Source organism: Maribacter corallii, from assembly GCF_047345415.1.
GTDB lineage: Bacteria > Bacteroidota > Bacteroidia > Flavobacteriales > Flavobacteriaceae > Maribacter_C.
Genome location: NZ_JBLFEP010000003.1, coordinates 452,719 through 471,942, shown reverse-complemented (window position 1 = coordinate 471,942; position 19,224 = coordinate 452,719). Strand labels below are relative to the sequence as shown.

At 41.2% G+C, this 19,224-nt stretch carries 18 protein-coding genes; 10 read left to right on the top strand and 8 right to left on the bottom strand.

Annotated features, from left to right (window positions below):
* The first annotated feature begins 24 nt into the window (after positions 1-24).
* The 3 genes from ACKWCA_RS12010 to ACKWCA_RS12000 all read left to right on the top strand — a co-directional run bounded on the left by ACKWCA_RS12010 (position 25) and on the right by ACKWCA_RS12000 (position 4,263).
* The gene (locus ACKWCA_RS12010) at positions 25-1,362 is read left to right on the top strand and encodes an SIR2 family protein (RefSeq protein ID WP_413978441.1); all 1,338 of its coding nucleotides are present in this window, start codon (positions 25-27) and stop codon (positions 1,360-1,362) included.
* Complete coding sequence (locus tag ACKWCA_RS12005) at positions 1,362-3,446, top strand: ATP-binding protein (protein ID WP_413978440.1); 2,085 nt, start codon at positions 1,362-1,364, stop codon at positions 3,444-3,446. Before ACKWCA_RS12010 ends, ACKWCA_RS12005 begins: the two co-directional genes overlap by 1 nt.
* 172 nt (positions 3,447-3,618) lie before the next feature.
* Positions 3,619-4,263, top strand: coding sequence for a tetratricopeptide repeat protein (locus ACKWCA_RS12000; protein WP_413978439.1), 645 nt, complete (start codon positions 3,619-3,621; stop codon positions 4,261-4,263).
* A 223-nt stretch (positions 4,264-4,486) separates the two neighbouring features.
* On the opposite strand, the gene ACKWCA_RS11995 is transcribed toward ACKWCA_RS12000, so the two are convergent.
* A complete protein-coding gene (locus tag ACKWCA_RS11995) occupies positions 4,487-4,855 on the bottom strand; it encodes a hypothetical protein (RefSeq protein WP_413978438.1) in 369 nt (122 codons plus the stop codon).
* Between the two features lie 197 nt (positions 4,856-5,052).
* On the opposite strand from ACKWCA_RS11995, the gene ACKWCA_RS11990 reads away from it, so the two are divergent.
* From ACKWCA_RS11990 to ACKWCA_RS11975, 4 genes are all read left to right on the top strand, one after another.
* A complete protein-coding gene (locus ACKWCA_RS11990; RefSeq protein WP_413978437.1) occupies positions 5,053-5,646 on the top strand; it encodes a hypothetical protein in 594 nt (197 codons plus the stop codon).
* A gap of 62 nt (positions 5,647-5,708) precedes the next feature.
* Positions 5,709-6,269 (top strand): dihydrofolate reductase family protein, encoded by a 561-nt coding sequence (locus tag ACKWCA_RS11985; protein ID WP_413978436.1) that lies wholly within the window; start codon positions 5,709-5,711, stop codon positions 6,267-6,269.
* The gene (locus ACKWCA_RS11980) at positions 6,266-7,024 is read left to right on the top strand and encodes a hypothetical protein (RefSeq protein ID WP_413978435.1); all 759 of its coding nucleotides are present in this window, start codon (positions 6,266-6,268) and stop codon (positions 7,022-7,024) included. The genes ACKWCA_RS11985 and ACKWCA_RS11980 overlap by 4 nt, the downstream gene beginning before the upstream one ends.
* Before the next feature lie 174 nt (positions 7,025-7,198).
* Positions 7,199-8,176 carry a DUF1444 domain-containing protein gene (locus tag ACKWCA_RS11975; RefSeq protein WP_413978434.1) on the top strand — a complete coding sequence of 326 codons (978 nt, stop codon included), beginning with the start codon at positions 7,199-7,201 and terminating at the stop codon, positions 8,174-8,176.
* A 115-nt stretch (positions 8,177-8,291) separates the two neighbouring features.
* On the opposite strand, the gene ACKWCA_RS11970 is transcribed toward ACKWCA_RS11975, so the two are convergent.
* The 6 genes from ACKWCA_RS11970 to ACKWCA_RS11945 all read right to left on the bottom strand — a co-directional run bounded on the left by ACKWCA_RS11970 (position 8,292) and on the right by ACKWCA_RS11945 (position 13,323).
* Positions 8,292-9,386 (bottom strand): DUF4056 domain-containing protein, encoded by a 1,095-nt coding sequence (locus tag ACKWCA_RS11970; RefSeq protein ID WP_413978433.1) that lies wholly within the window; start codon positions 9,384-9,386, stop codon positions 8,292-8,294.
* 8 nt (positions 9,387-9,394) lie between these two features.
* Entirely contained in the window at positions 9,395-10,150 is a 756-nt protein-coding gene (locus tag ACKWCA_RS11965) for a hypothetical protein (protein WP_413978432.1), read from the bottom strand.
* The gene (locus ACKWCA_RS11960; protein WP_413978431.1) at positions 10,120-11,220 is read right to left on the bottom strand and encodes a glycosyltransferase family 2 protein; all 1,101 of its coding nucleotides are present in this window, start codon (positions 11,218-11,220) and stop codon (positions 10,120-10,122) included. Before ACKWCA_RS11960 ends, ACKWCA_RS11965 begins: the two co-directional genes overlap by 31 nt.
* Positions 11,217-11,837 carry a 1-acyl-sn-glycerol-3-phosphate acyltransferase gene (locus ACKWCA_RS11955; protein WP_413978430.1) on the bottom strand — a complete coding sequence of 207 codons (621 nt, stop codon included), beginning with the start codon at positions 11,835-11,837 and terminating at the stop codon, positions 11,217-11,219. Before ACKWCA_RS11955 ends, ACKWCA_RS11960 begins: the two co-directional genes overlap by 4 nt.
* A 3-nt stretch (positions 11,838-11,840) precedes the next feature.
* Positions 11,841-12,491 (bottom strand): carotenoid biosynthesis protein, encoded by a 651-nt coding sequence (locus tag ACKWCA_RS11950; RefSeq protein WP_413978429.1) that lies wholly within the window; start codon positions 12,489-12,491, stop codon positions 11,841-11,843.
* A gap of 133 nt (positions 12,492-12,624) precedes the next feature.
* Positions 12,625-13,323, bottom strand: coding sequence for a lycopene cyclase domain-containing protein (locus tag ACKWCA_RS11945; RefSeq protein ID WP_413978428.1), 699 nt, complete (start codon positions 13,321-13,323; stop codon positions 12,625-12,627).
* Between the two features lie 253 nt (positions 13,324-13,576).
* On the opposite strand from ACKWCA_RS11945, the gene ACKWCA_RS11940 reads away from it, so the two are divergent.
* The 3 genes from ACKWCA_RS11940 (at position 13,577) to ACKWCA_RS11930 (ending at position 17,992) form a co-directional block, all read left to right on the top strand.
* Entirely contained in the window at positions 13,577-14,677 is a 1,101-nt protein-coding gene (locus ACKWCA_RS11940) for a helix-turn-helix domain-containing protein (RefSeq protein WP_413978427.1), read from the top strand.
* 102 nt (positions 14,678-14,779) lie between these two features.
* Entirely contained in the window at positions 14,780-15,826 is a 1,047-nt protein-coding gene (locus ACKWCA_RS11935; protein ID WP_413978426.1) for a S41 family peptidase, read from the top strand.
* Between the two features lie 186 nt (positions 15,827-16,012).
* A complete protein-coding gene (locus ACKWCA_RS11930; RefSeq protein ID WP_413978425.1) occupies positions 16,013-17,992 on the top strand; it encodes a sulfatase-like hydrolase/transferase in 1,980 nt (659 codons plus the stop codon).
* A gap of 223 nt (positions 17,993-18,215) precedes the next feature.
* On the opposite strand, the gene ACKWCA_RS11925 is transcribed toward ACKWCA_RS11930, so the two are convergent.
* Complete coding sequence (locus ACKWCA_RS11925) at positions 18,216-19,214, bottom strand: 3-hydroxyacyl-CoA dehydrogenase family protein (protein WP_413978424.1); 999 nt, start codon at positions 19,212-19,214, stop codon at positions 18,216-18,218.
* Positions 19,215-19,224 lie beyond the last annotated feature (10 nt).

The following is a 19,224-nucleotide window of genomic DNA, read 5'->3' as shown; positions in this document are numbered from 1 at the left end:
TAAGAACTAAATAAAAAACAATAAATGGAATTTTTCGGAATAGATTGGACAAAAACACACATACTTAAGACTAATACGAAACTAATCTGTACATCCGAAGAAGATGATTTATCAACTGATGAATTAAGACGTGAAGTAGAACCTTGGCTTTCAGCAATATTTCAAAGCGAGCATTTATCAGTTTTGATAGGTTCTGGTTTAACTAGTTCAGTTTCATTTGTTGCAGGTGTTAAGCCTCAAGAAATGTGGCGACTTTCTCTTGAACACGAACTCAAAGACAAAATTAAAGCAAAGGCTGATAAATCTGCGGTCGATATGAATCGTGGTGAAGCAAACATTGAAGACGATATTAGGGTAACGCTAGAATTAATAAATGGACTTAACATAATTGATGATGAGAGAGCAAAAACACTAGCAGTAGAACTAGATGCTAAACTTCGAACTTTTATTTCCTCAATACTTTCAACCGAAAAGGAATTTTTTGAAAAACTTCATAAGGAAGAAGAGGGAGCAATAAAGGCATTTAACCTTTTAAAAAGCTTTGTTTTAAGTTTTACAAGTCGTTCAGCATCTCGCGAACGATTAAATCTGTTTACCACAAATTATGATAGATTCATCGAACTTGCTTGTGATGAAACTGGTGTTTTATTACTTGATAGATTCAAAGGAAAAATACAACCAATATTCAGAAATACTCGATTAGAATTAGATTATCATTATAATCCACCAGGTATAAGAGGAGAACCTCGATATGCGGAAGGTGTTGCTCGAATTACTAAACTTCACGGTTCTATTGATTGGTGTTTTGATAGCGATAGAATAATTAAAACACTATTGCCATTTGGAGCAGATGATAGTCATCCAGCTATTCCAAAAAATATAACTGACCAAGTTGTTATTTACCCTAATTCTTCTAAAGACCTCGAAACTGCTTTTTATCCTTATGCCGAGTTGTTTAGAGACTTTTCTTCTTCGATTTGTCAACCAAATTCGGTCATTATCACGTATGGCTATGGTTTTGGCGATAGTCATATAAACCGAGTTATTGAAGATATGATGACCATTCCATCAACTCATTTAGTTGTTATTGCTTGGGATAGAAATTATTCTAACGAAGGTGAAGCCCCTAATTACGGTTCGGGTAGAGATAGAATCATTAGATTTTTAGAAGACAAGAATTCTGCACAATGTACATTGATGATTGGAGAACATTTTGGGAATTTAGAAAATCTAGTTGAACACTATTTACCAAAATCTGCTATTGATAGGTTAACGGTGAAAATGCAAAAAATAAAAGATAACAGAGGAGACAACAAAGCTGGATTTGGAGAAGGCGAAACCGAACAAAAAACTGAAGCCTAATGAAATTACAGCAATTTGATTTTGACCATTTACGTAATTTAACCATTGGTACAGTCGACTATGTTTCGCCAAATGAAATTAGAGTTGTATTAGATTTATCAGCACCTCAAAATACTGCATTGAATACTGGCGTGCCTACGTTATTTCCTAGAATTAATGGTTTTGTGCTCATACCAAATGAAAATGGAGCTTTGGTTGGTCTAATAAGTTGGCTTGGAGTAGAACATAGTCAATACCCAAAACGTAAAGGATTTAGAGATTTTGACTTAATTGATTTACCTTTTCCATTGAGAAAAATGTCAATTACACCAATGGGAACACTTAAGCAAATTGGTAAAATTGAAAACAAAGAGTATCAACTTGAAAGAGGTGTTTATAGTTTCCCTTCTGTTGGTGATAGTGTTATATTGCCATCAGATACTCAACTTAAATCAATTGTAGAAAACAAGGAGAAAAATGCAAACGTAAAAATCGGAATCGCACCAATTGCAGGAAATGCAAATGTCAAAATTAATCCTGACAAACTATTTGGAAGACACATAGCAATATTGGGAAATACAGGAAGTGGTAAATCTTGTAGTGTTGCAGGTGTAATAAGGTGGTCATTAGAAGAAGCTTCCAAAAATTTAGAATCTGGTAAAAAATTAAATTCAAGATTCATTATTCTAGACCCAAATGGAGAATACACAGATGCATTCAATGATTTAAACCGTGAAGTAAAAAAATTCAAAGTAGAAGTATCAGAAGAAGAAGCAGACGTATTTAAAGAATTAAAAGTGCCTGCTTGGTTATGGAATAGCTATGAATGGAGTTCTTTTTCAAATGCAAGTGGTAGAACTCAAAGACCATTATTAAAACAAGCACTTAGAGAACTAAAAACTAATACAATAGATAAATCATCTATTAGTTATGGCAGAACCAAAAGATTTATTCTAACAAACCTTTTCTCGATTCAATCCAACTTAAACAATGGACCAAGTACCTATTCTGAAAAACCTGGTAGGAATGAATTTGGTAAAAAACTTAGCTCTATTATTGATGGATTAAAATACTATTCACTTCAACTTGAAGAACCAATAAAAGCTATTCTGATTTCTATTGCAGACGATTTAGAAGGAATTAGAGCAGGTAACTATGGAGGTGTATACAATGATAACGAATGGTACAACGGTTTTAGCGTAAATGAAGTTGAAACAATAATTTCACTTCTTCAAGAATTAATAACTGACCACTTCCCTGAGTCAATTGTAGACAGTAATGAAGACAATCCCATTCCTTTTCCAGTTAACGAAATAGCCAATTATGTTGACAGTTTAGCCGAAAAAGAAGGAAAACTTCAGTTTGTTGACTTTTTGACAATGCGCATTAGAACAATGCTATCAGATAGTAGAATGAGTTCAATCATTGGCGATAACGAGGACGTTACTTTAGATAATTGGTTAGAAAGTACAGTTGATGGAATTTCAATTATTGACCTTTCATTAGTCCCTTCGGACATTACTCATTTAGTTGTTTCAGTAATTTCAAGAGTTGTATTTGAGTCATTGCAGAGGTATAGAAGAACCTACAACAAATTACTTCCAACTAATATAGTGATGGAAGAAGCTCATAATTTCATTAAACGATATCACGAAGGCGGTGATGATATTTCTGCTTCTCAACTTTGCACAGAATCTTTTGAGAGAATAGCAAGAGAAGGAAGAAAATTTGGTTTAAGTCTTACACTATCGTCTCAAAGACCATCAGAATTATCACCTACTGTTTTATCACAATGTAATACATTTTTACTACATAGAATAGTAAACGACAGAGACCAAGAACTTGTAAAAAAACTTGTACCTGACAATATTGGTGGTTTACTAAAGGAGCTTCCAATTTTGCCAACGAGAAAAGCAATTTTGTTAGGTTGGGCGACACCTATTCCAATTCTAGTAGAAATGAATAATCTTAAGAAAGAACACAGACCAAAATCCGAAGACCCAGATTTCTGGGATGTTTGGACTGGAAAATCTGAACGAAACGTAGATTGGAAATCATTGTCTGATGATTGGCAAAATACTAATAAAAAAGAAGAGGAAGAATAAAGCACTGGGCACAACAACGTATAAAAACAATAGCGGTTTTAGTGCTAAATCGAAAGTAAGTAAATATTAATTAAGGTCTGTGTTTAGCCGAAAAGTTAGTGCATTTTAATCCGCTACTATTCTTATACAAGACCGTTGTACACAATTTATTCGAGCTTTCATTTTAAAATATATGAATCGCTTATTACTTTTCTTATTGGTTTTATTGGCTTCATGTAAAGATGATAGGCCTAGAACAGATGGAAATGAAGACGTTGAAGTCATTTTTCATGACGACGGCCGTGTTTCAGTTTATCTTGGAGAAAATAATTTTAAAAGAGATGAGGCGCGTCAATTAAATGCTGAAGGAGTAGGTTTAGCTAAAGACGCTCATTTTCAAAAAGCAAAACATAAATTTTTGCTTGGGTTAGAAATTGAACCAGAAAACTCAACCCTATTAAACAATCTTGGAAATACTGAACATGAATTGAAAAACTATCATCAAGCAATAATTTATTTTGAACATTCACTTAAGGTTTCAGATTCGTCGTATTTAAATGCGAGCCTTAATTTAGGTCTCTTGTACTGGAAAGATTATGAATTCAAAAAATCAACAGAAATATTGGAATATGTGCTCTTAAAATCAGATGATAAATATGAAAAAGCATCAGCGCATTATCAACTTGCAAAAACATATTTGGACATGAATAAATGTGGAAAAGCACAGAGGTCATTTTCAGAAGCTAAATTAGCCTGGAAAGAAATTTCTGGTTTCGATTCAAGAATTGAAAAATTAGGAGCGGAAATCAAAAACTGTGTACAACACAACCTCCTATGAAAAGCCCTAGTCCAGTGTCTCAAAGATAATTAATATGTTGTGTTTTAGGCCAATCCCATAAGGTGTGGAAATAGAAAATAGCAGGGGTATGCCCCGTTGAAACATCATTTTGTTTAATTTAACCGTAGCACGAAAATGGGCAAGTCTTCATCATATGAATTCGAATCCTACATGGGCGGGGAATTGAACTACCATAAAGAAGTTGGACAAAAATAGCGGGCGTTTATTCCAGAATATAGGTTACGACCTTTTCATCAAATCCGAAGCAAAATGTATTCGTAAAATCGATGGTCATTTCATTTCCCGCTAGCGTATATTTATGGTGCGTCGGTTCAATATCGATGAACAAACGTCCGCGATAGCCGATTCGGATGGAGTCCTTTGACAACAGTTTGTAGTCATAATTTTCATCTTGCATCAGGGGATTCGACTTATTGAAATTCGTTTGTGATATCAATTCCAGGGTGTCTTTTTTGTCGGTTGAAATCCAGACGCCCAATTCGATTTGCTTCGGATCCGAGTCGTCTTTTGAACAATTGGCCAGAACGAGTAGAACAACAAATGCAAACGCAAACCCGATACTTTTTACCATGGGACCTCTTTTTAGGTGCTACCCAACTGTTATTTCCCGTTGGATTTTCTTGATAGATGCCCACAAAGGGCTTTGGTTGCTTTGCGCTTGGTGGCAATCCGTACATCGTAAACATACGGACCGTACTTTTGGGATACGTACACGCAACCCTTTCAACTCGTATCGCTCTTATTTATATCGTATCAAAAACCTCGGCCATGAAACCCCTTTTCAAAATTTTCGTTCTCAGTTTTATCTTGTTCTGGAGTTGCTCTGAAGATGAAGAATTATCGGAGGTTGAAAACACAGCAGACATCGCCGCTATTCTAGACAAAGGGGTGACACTGGACTCCATTTCCCTTGATTATGCCACCATGTATACCAGTACCGACGGTTTCCCTGTGATAGCGCCTACCCCTGTAGGACAATTCGCGGAGGCGAATGAAATTTTACTCTACTTTGATTTTGTTTCCAGTAGTCGAGACGCTGTGGTTCAGTATTATGAAGATCTCAATAAAGCCTACCTCGAGCAAGGCATAGTCGTCGATTATGGGATGCCATACGACGACAAATTGGAAGGTATGGTTGTCGAGGTCAAAAAGAATACGGATGAGTTTAGGGTGCTGGAAGAGGATACCGAACAGCTCACCCTCATTCCACTCCGGAAATCAATAGCCAACATACTTTTGCAAAGTATGAGTTCACGATACAGGAGTTCAACCTTAGGTACGTGGATCGGTCATTTCCCGAATACTATGTACTCTACTTTGATGAGAAAGAACCGGTGTCGCATACCTATGTGTTCAGAATAACCTTTACCTTTAATAATGCCAAAGCGTTTGTCTTGACGACCCGCCCGATAGCATTCTAAATCATGAAATGTTCAGTTTATATCGCCACTAGTGTAGATGGATTTATTGCAAAACCAAATGGAGCCGTTGACTGGTTACATACAGCGGGGAATTTAGAAGCTGATATGGGCACAGAAGATATGGGATTTAAATCCTTTATGGATTCCGTAGATTGTATGATTATGGGACGGAAGTGTATGGAAATGATTTCCAGTATGAACCTAGCTCCTGAACAGTGGTTTTATGGAGATATGAAAATTATTGTTTTGAGTACTACGGTAAAAGAAGCTCCGGACAACCTGAAAGGAAAAGTGGAAATGTTCTCTGGAAACATAGCCGATTTAATGCATACGTTAGAAAAAGAAGGGTATCAACACGCCTATATAGATGGAGGGAAAACCATTCAATCATGTATTAATCTTAAACTAATAAATGAAATAACCCTCACTAGAATTCCCATACTGTTGGGCGAGGGAATTCCTTTGTTTGGAAAAACGTTTGGAGACATCAAACTTGAAAAAGCCCAGGCAAGTGATTATGTTAATGATTTTGTTCAGGTAAAATATGCAGTAAACTACGAATGAGGCCCCCTAAATACTACCCTATTGTTCTTTTTTTACTCACCAGCTGGTGCGGCATAGCCCAAACCGTACCCGCTACAATTGAACTAGTACCACCGACCGCAGCGCAGGAAGCGACCTCGATTTGGAGGACGATCCATGACATCGCTTTTTTTGAGAAGCAAGGCTATACCATCAACCTACCCGAGGATCCGTTGATCGATTCCTTGATCGTAAAATCGAAAAACGGAACTTTTGGAAATGACGACTATGCAGCGATTCATACCCTTGTCGAAACCCACGTCTTCGACCCCACCCATTACGATCCGGCCCTACAAAAGGTGCAGGATCAACTCCCGTTGATCAATACCCTGGTTCATGACATCGCATCAGCGCAATGCGATTGGGATTGGGATTTTAAAAGGTTCGATACCTACAAAATTGTCTTTACCCTATATGGAACCGGAGGCAGTTATGACCCTGATGAGGGAAAGATCACCCTATTGACGAATAAAGCGGGCGGATTCATGCAGTACCAAAACCCTGCGAATACGATCATACATGAGATCACGCATATCGGTATGGAGTATTCCCTGGTCGACAAACACCAGCTCCCCCACGGGCTTAAAGAGCGAGTGGTCGATACCTTTGTGTCGCTCCTATTCTCGGAAAAATTACCGGAATACCGGATCCAGGATATGGGAGATCCTACCCTCGATAGCTACTTGAAAAAGAAAGCGGATATCGGTTCCCTCAACAGCATACTATCGAAGTTGTAGTGCACAGCATACCCCAGATAAAATCAGCCCCTGTAAGGCGCTCCACGCCGGTTGTATCAAGTTCGTATAGAAGATACCCCTGTTTATCGAGTTTATAGCTTACAGGAGGTAGAAACCCTTATTTTGCACCTCAATAAACTAGCTGACACTGTTATTTTCCTAAAATCCAGCTTTATGCGCAAACTTTTACTTGTTGTACTGATTATCACTTCGTTTAATGGCTACACGCAAAAAATAGATTACAGCTTTCCGGAAGGCTTTGAACATGAAATCTCAAAAAAGGAGTACAGATATCTCGTTGACGAATCGGTAAAAGCCATTTCTCAGCATTACGACATTGACTCCATCAAAAAAGGAGCGGTTCAACTGAAAGAAGGACAAGATTATTCCACGGTGAACCTTCACAATCTTATGCTGCAATGCGCGGAATTGGAAAAAACAAAATGGGCTGAGCTGATTCAATCCCATTTTAAGGGCATGCATGAATCCGTTGCGCAACAAAAAGAGTTGGATTTCAATAGGTTTGAAACCGTAGTCGATTATTTGAGCATTCGCATTTATGAGGCGACTTATCTTGCCCAATATGGTGGCATTGAACACCTCATTTCAAAAAAGGACCTGGACGGTACGGTATCCGTCCTAATGCTAGACTTGCCCTCTACTTTCACCCCTATTCAGAACGATCAATTCGATCTGTGGAATAAGACCCCTGAGGAAGTTTTTGAAATTGCCCAGAAAAACGTAAACCGACAAGAATTCACGAAAGCCACGGAACCGATAGAAGCCAACGGACACCAAATTGAAGTCCATTTTATGGAGAACGAAGATTATGGTGCCAGTCTTGCTTTGGATCTAGCCCATACCGCGCCCGAATTTGTCGGGGAATGGGGATCTGTAGTGGCCATCCCCAATAAAGGTATCGTAAACATCTGCAAAGTATCAAAGGAGAACCCTTTGGATTTTATGCTGTTTATACAAAGGCTCAAGCCGCTTGTCGAACAGTTTTATAGTCAGCACCCGCAGCCTATTTCAACCGACTTTTTTTGGTATTATCAAGGCACGTTTACAAAAATCAATGTAATAGCGAACAATGGTGAATTCAATGTAATCTCGCCACAAGGGCTTACGGAGTTAATGACCGTAGAAGAATAAAAAACCAATAGGATAGCCGAAATCGATACCAATTGGTTTAAGGATACTACAATTGAATTCAAGCCGCGTTTATCGAAATTCAAAAAATAATAGTCGTAAGCAAGTACAGGAATTACTATCTGTGCTCCGCCAATTTATCGTATTCCATCAGCTGCAATTCATTGGCGATGCTTTGCAATAAGACCCCAAAATCATCTTGGTCGATACGGTCACTTTCGTAACTCGGAAAAATCTCCTCTATCGGAATTTTGCGATTCAAATCAATGGTAAATCGATAAAAGTCGGTAAGTAAAGCACCTTTGGCCGTCTCCAACGGTACGGCTAAAACAATAGGATCGCTATTGCCAGCCTTCACCTCAGGAACGATCCAGGGCCGAGTGGACTTGAGCACATCCAGATCCCGCTTTAGCGTAATATTCGTGCGGGGCACCCGCTTTTGATTGGTATACCATTTATCATGTACGGCATCATAGGCGTCATAGGTTTCCTGTGCTGTTTGTACAACGGCTAAACTATCCAATGTGGAAGCGATAAGCTGTGTAGCCGCAGTATTAAAAGGGCGCTTTGAACGCAAGGTCTTCATCCCCACGTGTATGCCAAGTAAATTGGAATACAGGTCCTCCACCGAAAAACTAGAAAACTTTTCCGGTACCAAAGGCACGGTCGATGCCCCATACCAGGTTGATATTTCATGCCAAAGGGAAAAGTCATAGGCAATTTTTCCCGCAAGCTGAATACAATCATCAGTATCCAACTCTGCGGGTACATTCAAATGCAGCGTTTTACGGCCTGCTTCGTTACGCAAACGCAAGACCACCGCTCCTTTACCCTTATGCGCTACAATGGTGGTGAATAAATAACGGGTCCAGTCAATTTGGTCCCGTAGGTGCGCAATGTCTATAAAACCTCCTTTATGGGAATATATGGTTCCGATGCCTTCCCGTTTATGCCCCATATAGCGATGTTCGCCCAGATCATCGATACTGATGACCTGATCGATGGATACAAAGGGTACGCCCCATACCTTCAAATCATAACCAAAAGCGCAACAGGCGCGAATGATACGTGGGGGAATCTTATCCAAATTAACCTGATCTTTCTGCGTGCGTTGCGCATGGTTGGGAACAAGAAAAAACAAACATACGAGAAGGGTCAAGCGTTTGAGGAGGATACTTAGGATATGATGGCTCTCGAACTTCATGTACTCCATAGAAATTATTACAGCTTATGACGCTCCAGCAAATCAGGATAGAGTTCGTCTTCAACCCACATAAAGTTGGGGAATATGCGAATTATTTTTTCATAACACAATTTCGCCGACTGTATTTGATCGGTAGCTTCATACGCCTGTCCCAGTGCGGTCAGCGTATTGATGTACAGCCAATTATTGACTACCAACCCTTGTTTTTCAAAGCTTTCGATCGCTTTGATATAGTAGGCGATCGCTTCCATTTTATCGCCCCCAAAAGCCGATGGGCGATAGAACATCGAATTGCCCTTTTCAATATTCCCCTGAATATTTTCCGGATCCAGTTCGATGGACTTGTTGATATACTTCATACTTTTCGGACCGAGGAAAATCGCCTTTAAACTGGAGATGCCGATTTCAAAGGCAAGGTAGGCCCCTTTGTATGCCAATAGGGTCGCGTTTTCAGGGGACTCTTCCAATAACTTTTCAATGAGCTCTTCTGATTTGTCAATATATGTTTCAGCAGTATCGTACTTTTCAGCGCCCACCAACCAAGCTGTATAGCCGTAATAATAATTGAGCAGCTCTATTTGTTCTTCCACTTTGTTGGCATCCACCTGCGCTTCGCACCCATGCATGATGGTATACCACTTATCCATTTTACCCCGCGAATACGCCTTATAAATGGAATCGCGGTACGCGTGTTGGGAAAAACCCGATTGCATTGAAAGCAACCAAGTGATGCCTACAAGCACTACTCTTGTAATATGTTGCGGCCTTTCCATATTATTTTTTTCCGTTTGTTGTTGATCAGCCCTTTGATAATGATGACAAGAAACACCAGGTGTTGCGGGAAAGCCAATACCATGTTTTGGATCACGGATTGTTGGCTCGCCAAACTTACAAAAAAGCGAATCGATAGTATGCCCAAGATATAAATGGCCAACCACCATACCCCCATCTGATCATAGATGATAAAGGGGGCAAGCGTTGTAATCAATCCGAAAGCGATCGTGACTACCACACTGTTCCCAAAAAAGTGAAATACATTTTTCGTGAATCCTTCAATGGCTGCATCCAAGCCAACATACATTCGGCAAGAAATGTCGTTGTCCCCTAAACGTGTATCACACGCCAGGTCTTTTTCTTTCAACAGTCTCATAATAGCCATATCTTCTACCTTATGTGACTTGTACCGTTCATGGGGCCATAAGGTTTTATAGGTAACGGCGTTAAACATCATGAATTGTCCGTTAGCACCGGATAAGGCCTTGCTTCTCGTCTTTCGAACTAGTGGTAAGGGTAGCAAACTCAATAGAATCCAGTTCATCAGCGGTACCGAGACCTTTTCTCCGAATGACTTCACTATTTGTTTTGGAAAAATCGATAACAAATGAAGGTTATACTTTTGAAGATGCCCGATGCTGCGCTGTAACAATTCTTTTTGCACATTGATATCCGAATCTAAAAAAAGTAATATCGTACCTGTAGCGGCCTTAGCCAATTGGTGACAGGCATAATTCTTGCCCAACCAACCTTGGGGAAGTTGCCCTCCGGTAATGATCTTAATTGCCGGGTTACGGGCTGCCCATTCTTTTAGAATATGTTCCGTTTTATCTACCGAATGGTCATCGTAAACAATGATTTCAAAATTACTGTAGTCCAAGCGTGATAATTGCCCCAGTAAAGTGCCGATATTATCTTCCTCGTTACGCGCAGGTATTAAAATGGAAACAAAGGGCTCCTTTGTCAATGGCGTGGCTTTTGGTAAATAGGCAAATGAAAGGTAGTTGACAAAGACGACCAACAACCGAATCAATAGTACTCCCAGAAGAAAATAACATACATAGATCATGTTGCCCCTAGCTTAGTAAAACATGCTTTTGCAAACCGATTAAACGCGCTTTCCACATCTTCAGCCGTGGTATCCGCGTTTATGTGCTGCGTTTCGTAATATACATGAATATCGGGTTTCAAATTTGTCCCATAATGAATAAGGTTGATATTGAACACCAATTGGAAATCATTTTTAGCGTTTTCTAAAAGGTATGAAAGTAAGCCTTTTTCAAAAATGAACTCTCGCGTATAGATACTCTTGATTTTTCCTTGCGGGAAAAACAGAAACAGGTTCTCTTTATCCTGTAAGAGTTCAACCGCATACTTGAGACTCTCCAAACTAGAGCGTTTCCCCTTGGCAATTGAACAAGCGCCGATTTTAGTCAAGAGCATATTTTTACGCAGCTCTTTTTCGAGCATCATAAAATTAAACCGCCGCTTAAAAACCTTTAGGTTCAATAAGATTTGAATAAAGCCATCGTAAAACGAAAAATGATTGCCGATCATCAGTATGGGTAATCCTTTGTCTTCGAAATGTCCCGTGTACTTTAACTTCCCAAAAAAAAAGCCTACTAATATCTTGGTATAATAGTTGGAAAATTTCACAACGAATGTACTGTGCTTGGCTCGTATCATTTTCTAATATTCATTGTGGATCGCGATGATTACAAAAAAGAAGAACTGAATAAAAAACAGCCAGCGTGCGGGTTTATTGTGTGTATTTAGTTTAAAATGTTGCATACTCCAATTAAATAGTAACGCCAATAGAAACCAGACCACATAATTACGCAGGGGTGGGTCGTTTTCCAAAAAGGACCACATGTCCATCAAAGGAGCTACTTTTTCAAGTAAGCTATCGTAAAGCAGCATCAGGGCGGCTGCCCCTAGGATGATCAAACCGTTTTTCGATGTGTATTTTGAGATAATACTATTGGAAGCATAGACTAGAAAAACCCAGTTAAGACCAATGATAATGGGCACATCGAATATTTTGAGACCAAGTCCATTGCCATATACATATTCGCCGAATACTTTGCCCGTTGCTACACCGATAATTTCGATGATAATGCTTACCACAAAGATACCCGCCAAAACCGCAATGGTCTTTGAGGTCCATCCCTTGTGATGCGAAAAGATGGCCACGGCAACCAAAACCAAAGTATACGGTGTAATCAGTACAAAGAGGTCATGTGTAAAAGGGGTAAAATACAAGCCCAGACCAACAGCGTAAAAAATGATGAACGTAATGGGCAGCCCCTCATTCACTAGATATGTAAGGATCCGATTCATCTGATAGGCGAGCATTTCATTCGTAGAAATTTTTCACTGACCGAGCGGTCCTTCCTTCGCGCAGTTGGCCCATACTTCCTGTACACGTGGCCAATGGCCAAAAACACAACTATTATACCGATCAATACTTCCTTCATGCGTTTTCCACTCTTTTAAATCGCGTTTCAAACATATGGGTCAGCGCCAATGGTAATAGAAGCAACGAAAAATTGTAAAACATGTCTTCTAAAGGAATGGAAAGAATCCGAATTCCCATGAAGACTTCAGGGTTGTAATCAAAAACCGCTTGTTCAATTCCCGTGCCTGTTAAGATTCCGTTGACAATAAAAAACGGAATGAGTAAAATAGGATATATGGGCAGGTAGTATTGTACCACTTCCCTAGCGAAAAAATAACTTAACAAAAGCACTGCCGGCAACACCAAAAAATTGACAAAAGTGTAGCTAAGCTCTCGATTCAAAAATGATACGATGACCGATAACACCACTATCGCAAATGTCAAAATCGTTGTCCAACGCTCGGATAATTTAAATTTTGGAAAATGGAATTGAATCGCATAAAAGGAGAAGGCACATGCATATGGAATAACAATAAAAAACAGGTATTCCTCTAAAGGGAGCTTGTTGATATAAATGCCCGAATTGTAAATCGGATTGAAAAACCAATAGCCCAGATGCGTAAAAACCATATCCCAAACAACAAAAACGATCATCGTAATTAAAATGGCGGGAAGTAGGTATTTCCAACGCGTATAGAGCCTAAGATTTTTCTCGAAACTCAAAGCGAGTGGTCCGGCAAGTGAAACAGTCAGTATGATCAAATAGAGCGACATAGTTCTTTGGTTTCGTATGTGCTATGCCAGTGAGAATTTATTTAGAATCGTCATTATTAGCTCACGCGAAAGTAATAATCTTTTTCAAACTCGCCTATTTTTAAATAGGTGAGCTTCCCCGATTCCAAAAACCTTTTGTAGTTCAATTACGTCACCGCTTATAGACTACGGATATATGGCGGAATTTTTCTTTTTGGTTACCCTTACGTAACATCATCACAAATCAATCGTCTTTAAAAAAAGGTGGAAAAGCATGGGCACCATAATTGCGATTATCATTCTTTTTGGAGCCATACAGGGCTTTGCGGTTTGCGTGTACCTCTACCATAAGAAAAAGGAAAATGTAAGGGCCTTTCACTTTTATTTCCTCTTTCTGTTTTCCTTAGCCTTTTTTAATTTCCTTTATGCCCTGAAATACATAGACATTGACGCTATAGGCTTTATTCCTTTGGCCGCTTTCCCTTTTCCCTATAAATATCTCATCGGAACAGGTTTTTATCTGTACATAATACATCAGATTCCAACTGAAAAAAAGAGCGCTATAAACTACCTCTTATTCCTACCTGCTTTCTGCTATGGTATCTTGAGAGCCTATTGGTATTTCGTGCTACACTCCGGAAAGGACAAAGATATCTTCTGGAACGTGTATCAAAGTGGCTTTTTCACCTACAACGAGTATGTCTATTTGCTTTTGAATCTGCTATTGGTAGGTTTGGCCATACGATTTTTGAAAAAGAACAAATCTCGACTTAGGGGAACCAATATCACCCGTAAAAACTGGGAATGGCTTCTGAAATTTTCCTATGCATTTTTGGTGTTTACTGGCCTACACCTTGTGCTCGCCGTAATTGTTCATGCCGTGGGAGATGCCTACAATGGCATCGTCTATTCCATACTCCTGATGTTGAACTCCGTTTATATTTATTGGGTCGGTTTCGAATCACTTGTCAAACTGAGGTTTTTATTCAACCGGCATACGTTAAAAGAGGAGGGTCGAGATAAAAATGAGTTTTCAGATCCATTGGCTCGAAATCTTGCCCATTATATGAACGGAGAAGAAATTTTTGTGAACAAAAATTTAAAGATGGCCGAGGTGGCCGCTTTGGTCAACAGTACGGAAAAAGAATTATCGCAATACATATACGAGACTTTTGGGGTATCCTTTTCAACCTATATCAATGAACTAAGGGTGCAAAAAGTAAAAACGCTCTTACAGGCGGAAGAACAAAAGAAGTTTACCCTCTTGGCTATAGCCGAAAATGCAGGATTTAATTCAAAATCCTCTTTTAATGCCGTATTCAAAAAAGTAACCGGCCTAACACCTACTCAGTACAAAGAAGCCCATTGCAGCTAATACGTCCATATTTTTTTTTCTGGACATTCTTACCCTCTTTTTCCTTGATAGCCCATGGGACCGCCCGTAGTTTTGATGCTGTTAACTTTAAAATTCAAAACAATGAAATCAGCAGTTTTAAGCATTCTTACGGGGCTTTTTCTTTTCATCTCCCCTGTCCATAGCCAAGGTGAGGGATTCACCTTTAAAGACAGTGTCAATACCTTGTACGACAAACTATTCGAAGAGTTGGAAGAGAACTACCTACATGCAGACAAGGTAGATTGGCCATCGGTGAAATCCTATATCAAAAAAGAGGCTTTGAAAAGTGGCACATTTCAAAAGTCGTTGGCGACTTCCGTAAAATTGTTCGACACGGTACAGGGAAACCATCTTCTGCTTTTCGCAGAAAAAGACTGGTATAAAAGTACGCTGGGCAAGCAACTGGTCAAAGACCATTTCAACCAAAGTCTGCTGGACGCCTATTCAAATAATAGAGGGTTCGAAACCAAGGTTGTCGATACGAGCTACGGCTATGTTCTCATACCCGGAATGTTACTAAAAGATGCAACCACAGCAGAACTTGATCAGGCAGCCCAGAAGATCTATGATGCTATTTTGGAAATCGACAAATCGAACGACCTAAAAGGATGGATCGTAGACCTGCGCCTGAACATTGGCGGCAACTCCAATGTCATGTTAGCCGGATTGTACCACCTACTGGGCAACGGAACGCTCTTGCTGGATTTGGATAGTAACAAAAATGCAACCACGCTTACGAGTCTTGTCGATGGTGTGCTGTATCAAAACCATAAGGTCAACACCACGGTCAAACCAACCGCCAAACCGAAGCCCAAGATTCCGGTCGCCCTCATATCCGGAATCCTTACGAACAGTGCTGGTGAGTTTGTGCTCTTGGGTTTTAGAGGTCGTAAAAATACAATCGTAATCGGTGAGGAAAGCTATGGGAGTACCACGGCCAACGACCTGTATGAACTTCCGTTCGGTATAAAAGCCGCAATTACGGAAAGCTATGGAACCGATCGATCCGCCAAATTCACGAAGACCGTCGTACCGGATATTGAAGTGATCAAACAGACCAACTTTGAAAACCTTTCCCGAGATCGGAATATTATCGAGGCCATCAAGTTTATCGAATCAAGTCAATAGATCCACAAAAGAACAGACATCCATCTATTTTGTATCTTCAGGGCAAAATCGAAGTAAATAACCTCGGGGCAAGCCCACGAGGCATTAGAAGGAAAATTAACAATGATTTCGACGCAAGCCTGCCTGTCCGGCAGGCAGGCATCGTAGCATTTTAAATCTCGATTATCGAGTAAACCGATCGCATCCATGAAACTACTGTTCGCCCAAAGATCATATGTCACTATTGCCCTCTTCTTACTGGTCCAAGGACCGGTCTTGGCTCAGGAAAAACCTAATGTCATCTTGATTTTCCCGGATAACCTCGGGGTGGGTGAAGTAGCGGCTTTTGGAGGGGCACGAGGGGTACCTACGCCCAATATTGACCGAATCGGAACCGAGGGCATACGCCTGACCAACTTCAATGTGGAGTATTCCTGTACGCCTTCTCGGATCGCTATCTTGACCGGGCGCTACGCGGTTCGGGCCGGTGAAGACTATTATGCGGGTACCACCCTATGGGAGGAAACGGTGGCCGAACGTTTAAAAACCGAAGGTTATGCGACCGCACTTTTCGGCAAATGGGATTTGGGTGCAAAAAATTGGCAGGGCAAGCGCGAACCGACCCAACAGGGTTTTGACGAATGGTACGGCATTCCCGGTACCACGCATGTATCCCAATTTCCCAGTATGGAAGGTTTTGACCCCGGCTTACAACCAGCTCCGTATATTTGGGAAGGTACCGTTGGGTCTCCATCCAAAAAGGTAAAGCCCTTTACCCCCGAGACCAGACGTACCATCGATCGCGAGGCTGCGGAAAAGGGTAAAGCATTCATCAAGGAAAATGCCAAGAAGAATACACCTTTCTTTTTGTACTATGCCATGACCCAATTGCATTTTCCCGCACTGCCCCACCCTGATAAGGCCGGTACTACCGGAGCAGGTGATATGGGGGATGCCATGGCCGATGTCGATTATAATGTGGGATTGATCTTAGATCAGCTAAAGGCATCGGGAATTGAGGACAATACCTTAGTCATCTGGTGCACTGATAATGGCGCGGAAATGAGACGCCCATGGCGTGGTTCTCCGGGCCCTTGGCGCGGGTACTACAATTCGGCTATGGAAGGTGGGGTACGAACCCCAGCCGTCATCCGATGGCCTAAAAGAATCCCTGCCGGACAGGTTTCCAATGAAATGGTGCACGAGGTAGACTTATTTACAAGTATACTCCATGCGGCCGGTGCTCCGGATACCGTACCTCAAGATCGTATCATCGATGGGGTCAACCAAGTACCCTTTTGGGAAGGAAAACAAACCCATTCCAATCGAGAAAGTGCCATTTTCACCCAACGCTTTGGACAAATTATGGCGGTCAAGTGGCGGGATTGGAAACTGTGGTATGTCTACAAAACCGAAATGCCGGATCCTGAACCGGATAATCTGGTACGCCTATTCGATCTACGTGTCGATCCCCGGGAGGAAATCGATGTGAAAGACTATTATCCTGGGGTCATCGGTATTATGGATAAACTCGTACAGGAATACGAAGCGACCTTTATCAAACATCCGAGGGTAAGTGCTAGTGCCAATGCGGCGGACCCTTACATCGCTCCCCCGATAAATTCAGGCGCGCCCGTACAAACCTATACCCGTTCGGATAGCACCACACTCGGTCCGCGAAGTGCGGCCATGGCGAATCCTGATTTTTCCGGGACTTGGTCCACTACGGTCTTGCATCGGGTGTCCGTCATCAATAGAAAAGAAGAACCCCTTATGCCCACGTTAGGCAGCGGATGGGGAGATAAGATATCGATACAACATACGCCAACCAAATTAGACGTAGAACGCGTGGTTTTTATCCCACGGGAAATTCAACAACTAGTCTCGTATCACTTTGCCCTGGATGGTTCTTCTTCCGAAAACCCCATTCAAATGGGCCGGACCGGAAAGCCGATCGTTTCGACCAGTACTTGGGAAGGTGCTAGGTTGGTCATTACGTCACAATACCCGTTTCAAGATTCCAAAAGCGGAAAGTGGCTCACAAGCAAGGTCACGCAGACCCTTTGGCTTCAACCCCCCAGCGGAACGCCATGGGAACCGACTTTAATCGTCGAAACTTCGCGCGAAGGATTGTTCGGGGGATTGACCACGACCAATCGTACCGTCTATACGAAAGGGTACCGTTAGCTGTATCAAGGCGATTGGCGATTGATAAATTCCAAAAAACAAATTCCAAATTCCAATGGCCTGAACTTGTAATCAATGTTTGGTGCTTGGGATTTGGTGCTTGATGTTTGATGTCGGAAGCTTGAAGTAAGATCTGTCAAGTCAAAGCGACTGGCGTATAGCGTATAATAAACTGCAAAACCTGAAACCTGAAACCTGAAACCTGAAACCTGAAATTTAAAACCTACCCTTTTTTGCGCTTCATTTTTTGCTCCACGACATCTACGGGATATTTGGCGGCCAGTTTGCGTATTTCATAACTGAACTCCATAAATGTTTCTTCCCATAGTTTGGCCTCTTCAGGGGTGTACTCATAAAAACCCTGGGCGTTGGCTACTCCCTTCCCTCCTGCTGCCACGATATCATCGATTAGTTTGGGCACTTCGGTGGTATTCGTCAAGGTCGGAAACAAATCCTTCATTACGGTATGATAGGCAGGTACTCCAGTGAGATCCATCCAACGGAAAACCCCCACCAAAGTCATCCAATACCCCGCATTATTGCGGCAGGCGCGGTCGACATCCGCCACCGAGGCGTAACCGTTCTCTACCAAGTGAAAGGCTTCACGGTATAGGGCATACATTAGCCGATTGGTGATGAAGCCCCGAATGTCTTTCCGTACCAATGTCGGTTCTTTTCCCCAAGCATGGGAGAGCTCATACAAGTCTTCCCCCAATTGAACATTGCTCTGCGCTCCGCAAATGATTTCCAAAAAACGGGAGATATGGGAAGGTTCGGCCCAATGCAATCCAAAAAAGCGCTCCGGATGGGTGGTTTGCTGTTGCAATAACGTAATTGGTATGGCCGAGGTGTTGCTGGCCAAAAGGCAAGTGGCGTCTACGACCGATTCGATTTTTTGATATACCGTTTTCTTGATTTCCAGGTTCTCAAGCGTACATTCTATGACCAGATAACAACTCTTAAGCTTTGTATAGTCCTCTGTAATCGTACAGCTACTCAGATGGGTGTCCGGTTCTAGCCTTGTCAATTGCTCTTTATACGATTTCTGTAAGTGGGCTTGTATTCTGGTTTCCGCATGTTTCAGGTCGTCGGGTATGGGTGCTACGGCAATGACCTGATGTCCGGCCATCAAAAGGCAGGTGGTGATACTGCAGCCCATAAGACCTAACCCTACTACCCCAATGGTGATTTCTTCTGTATGACGCTTGTTGTTCTTCATCATTTGAAATATT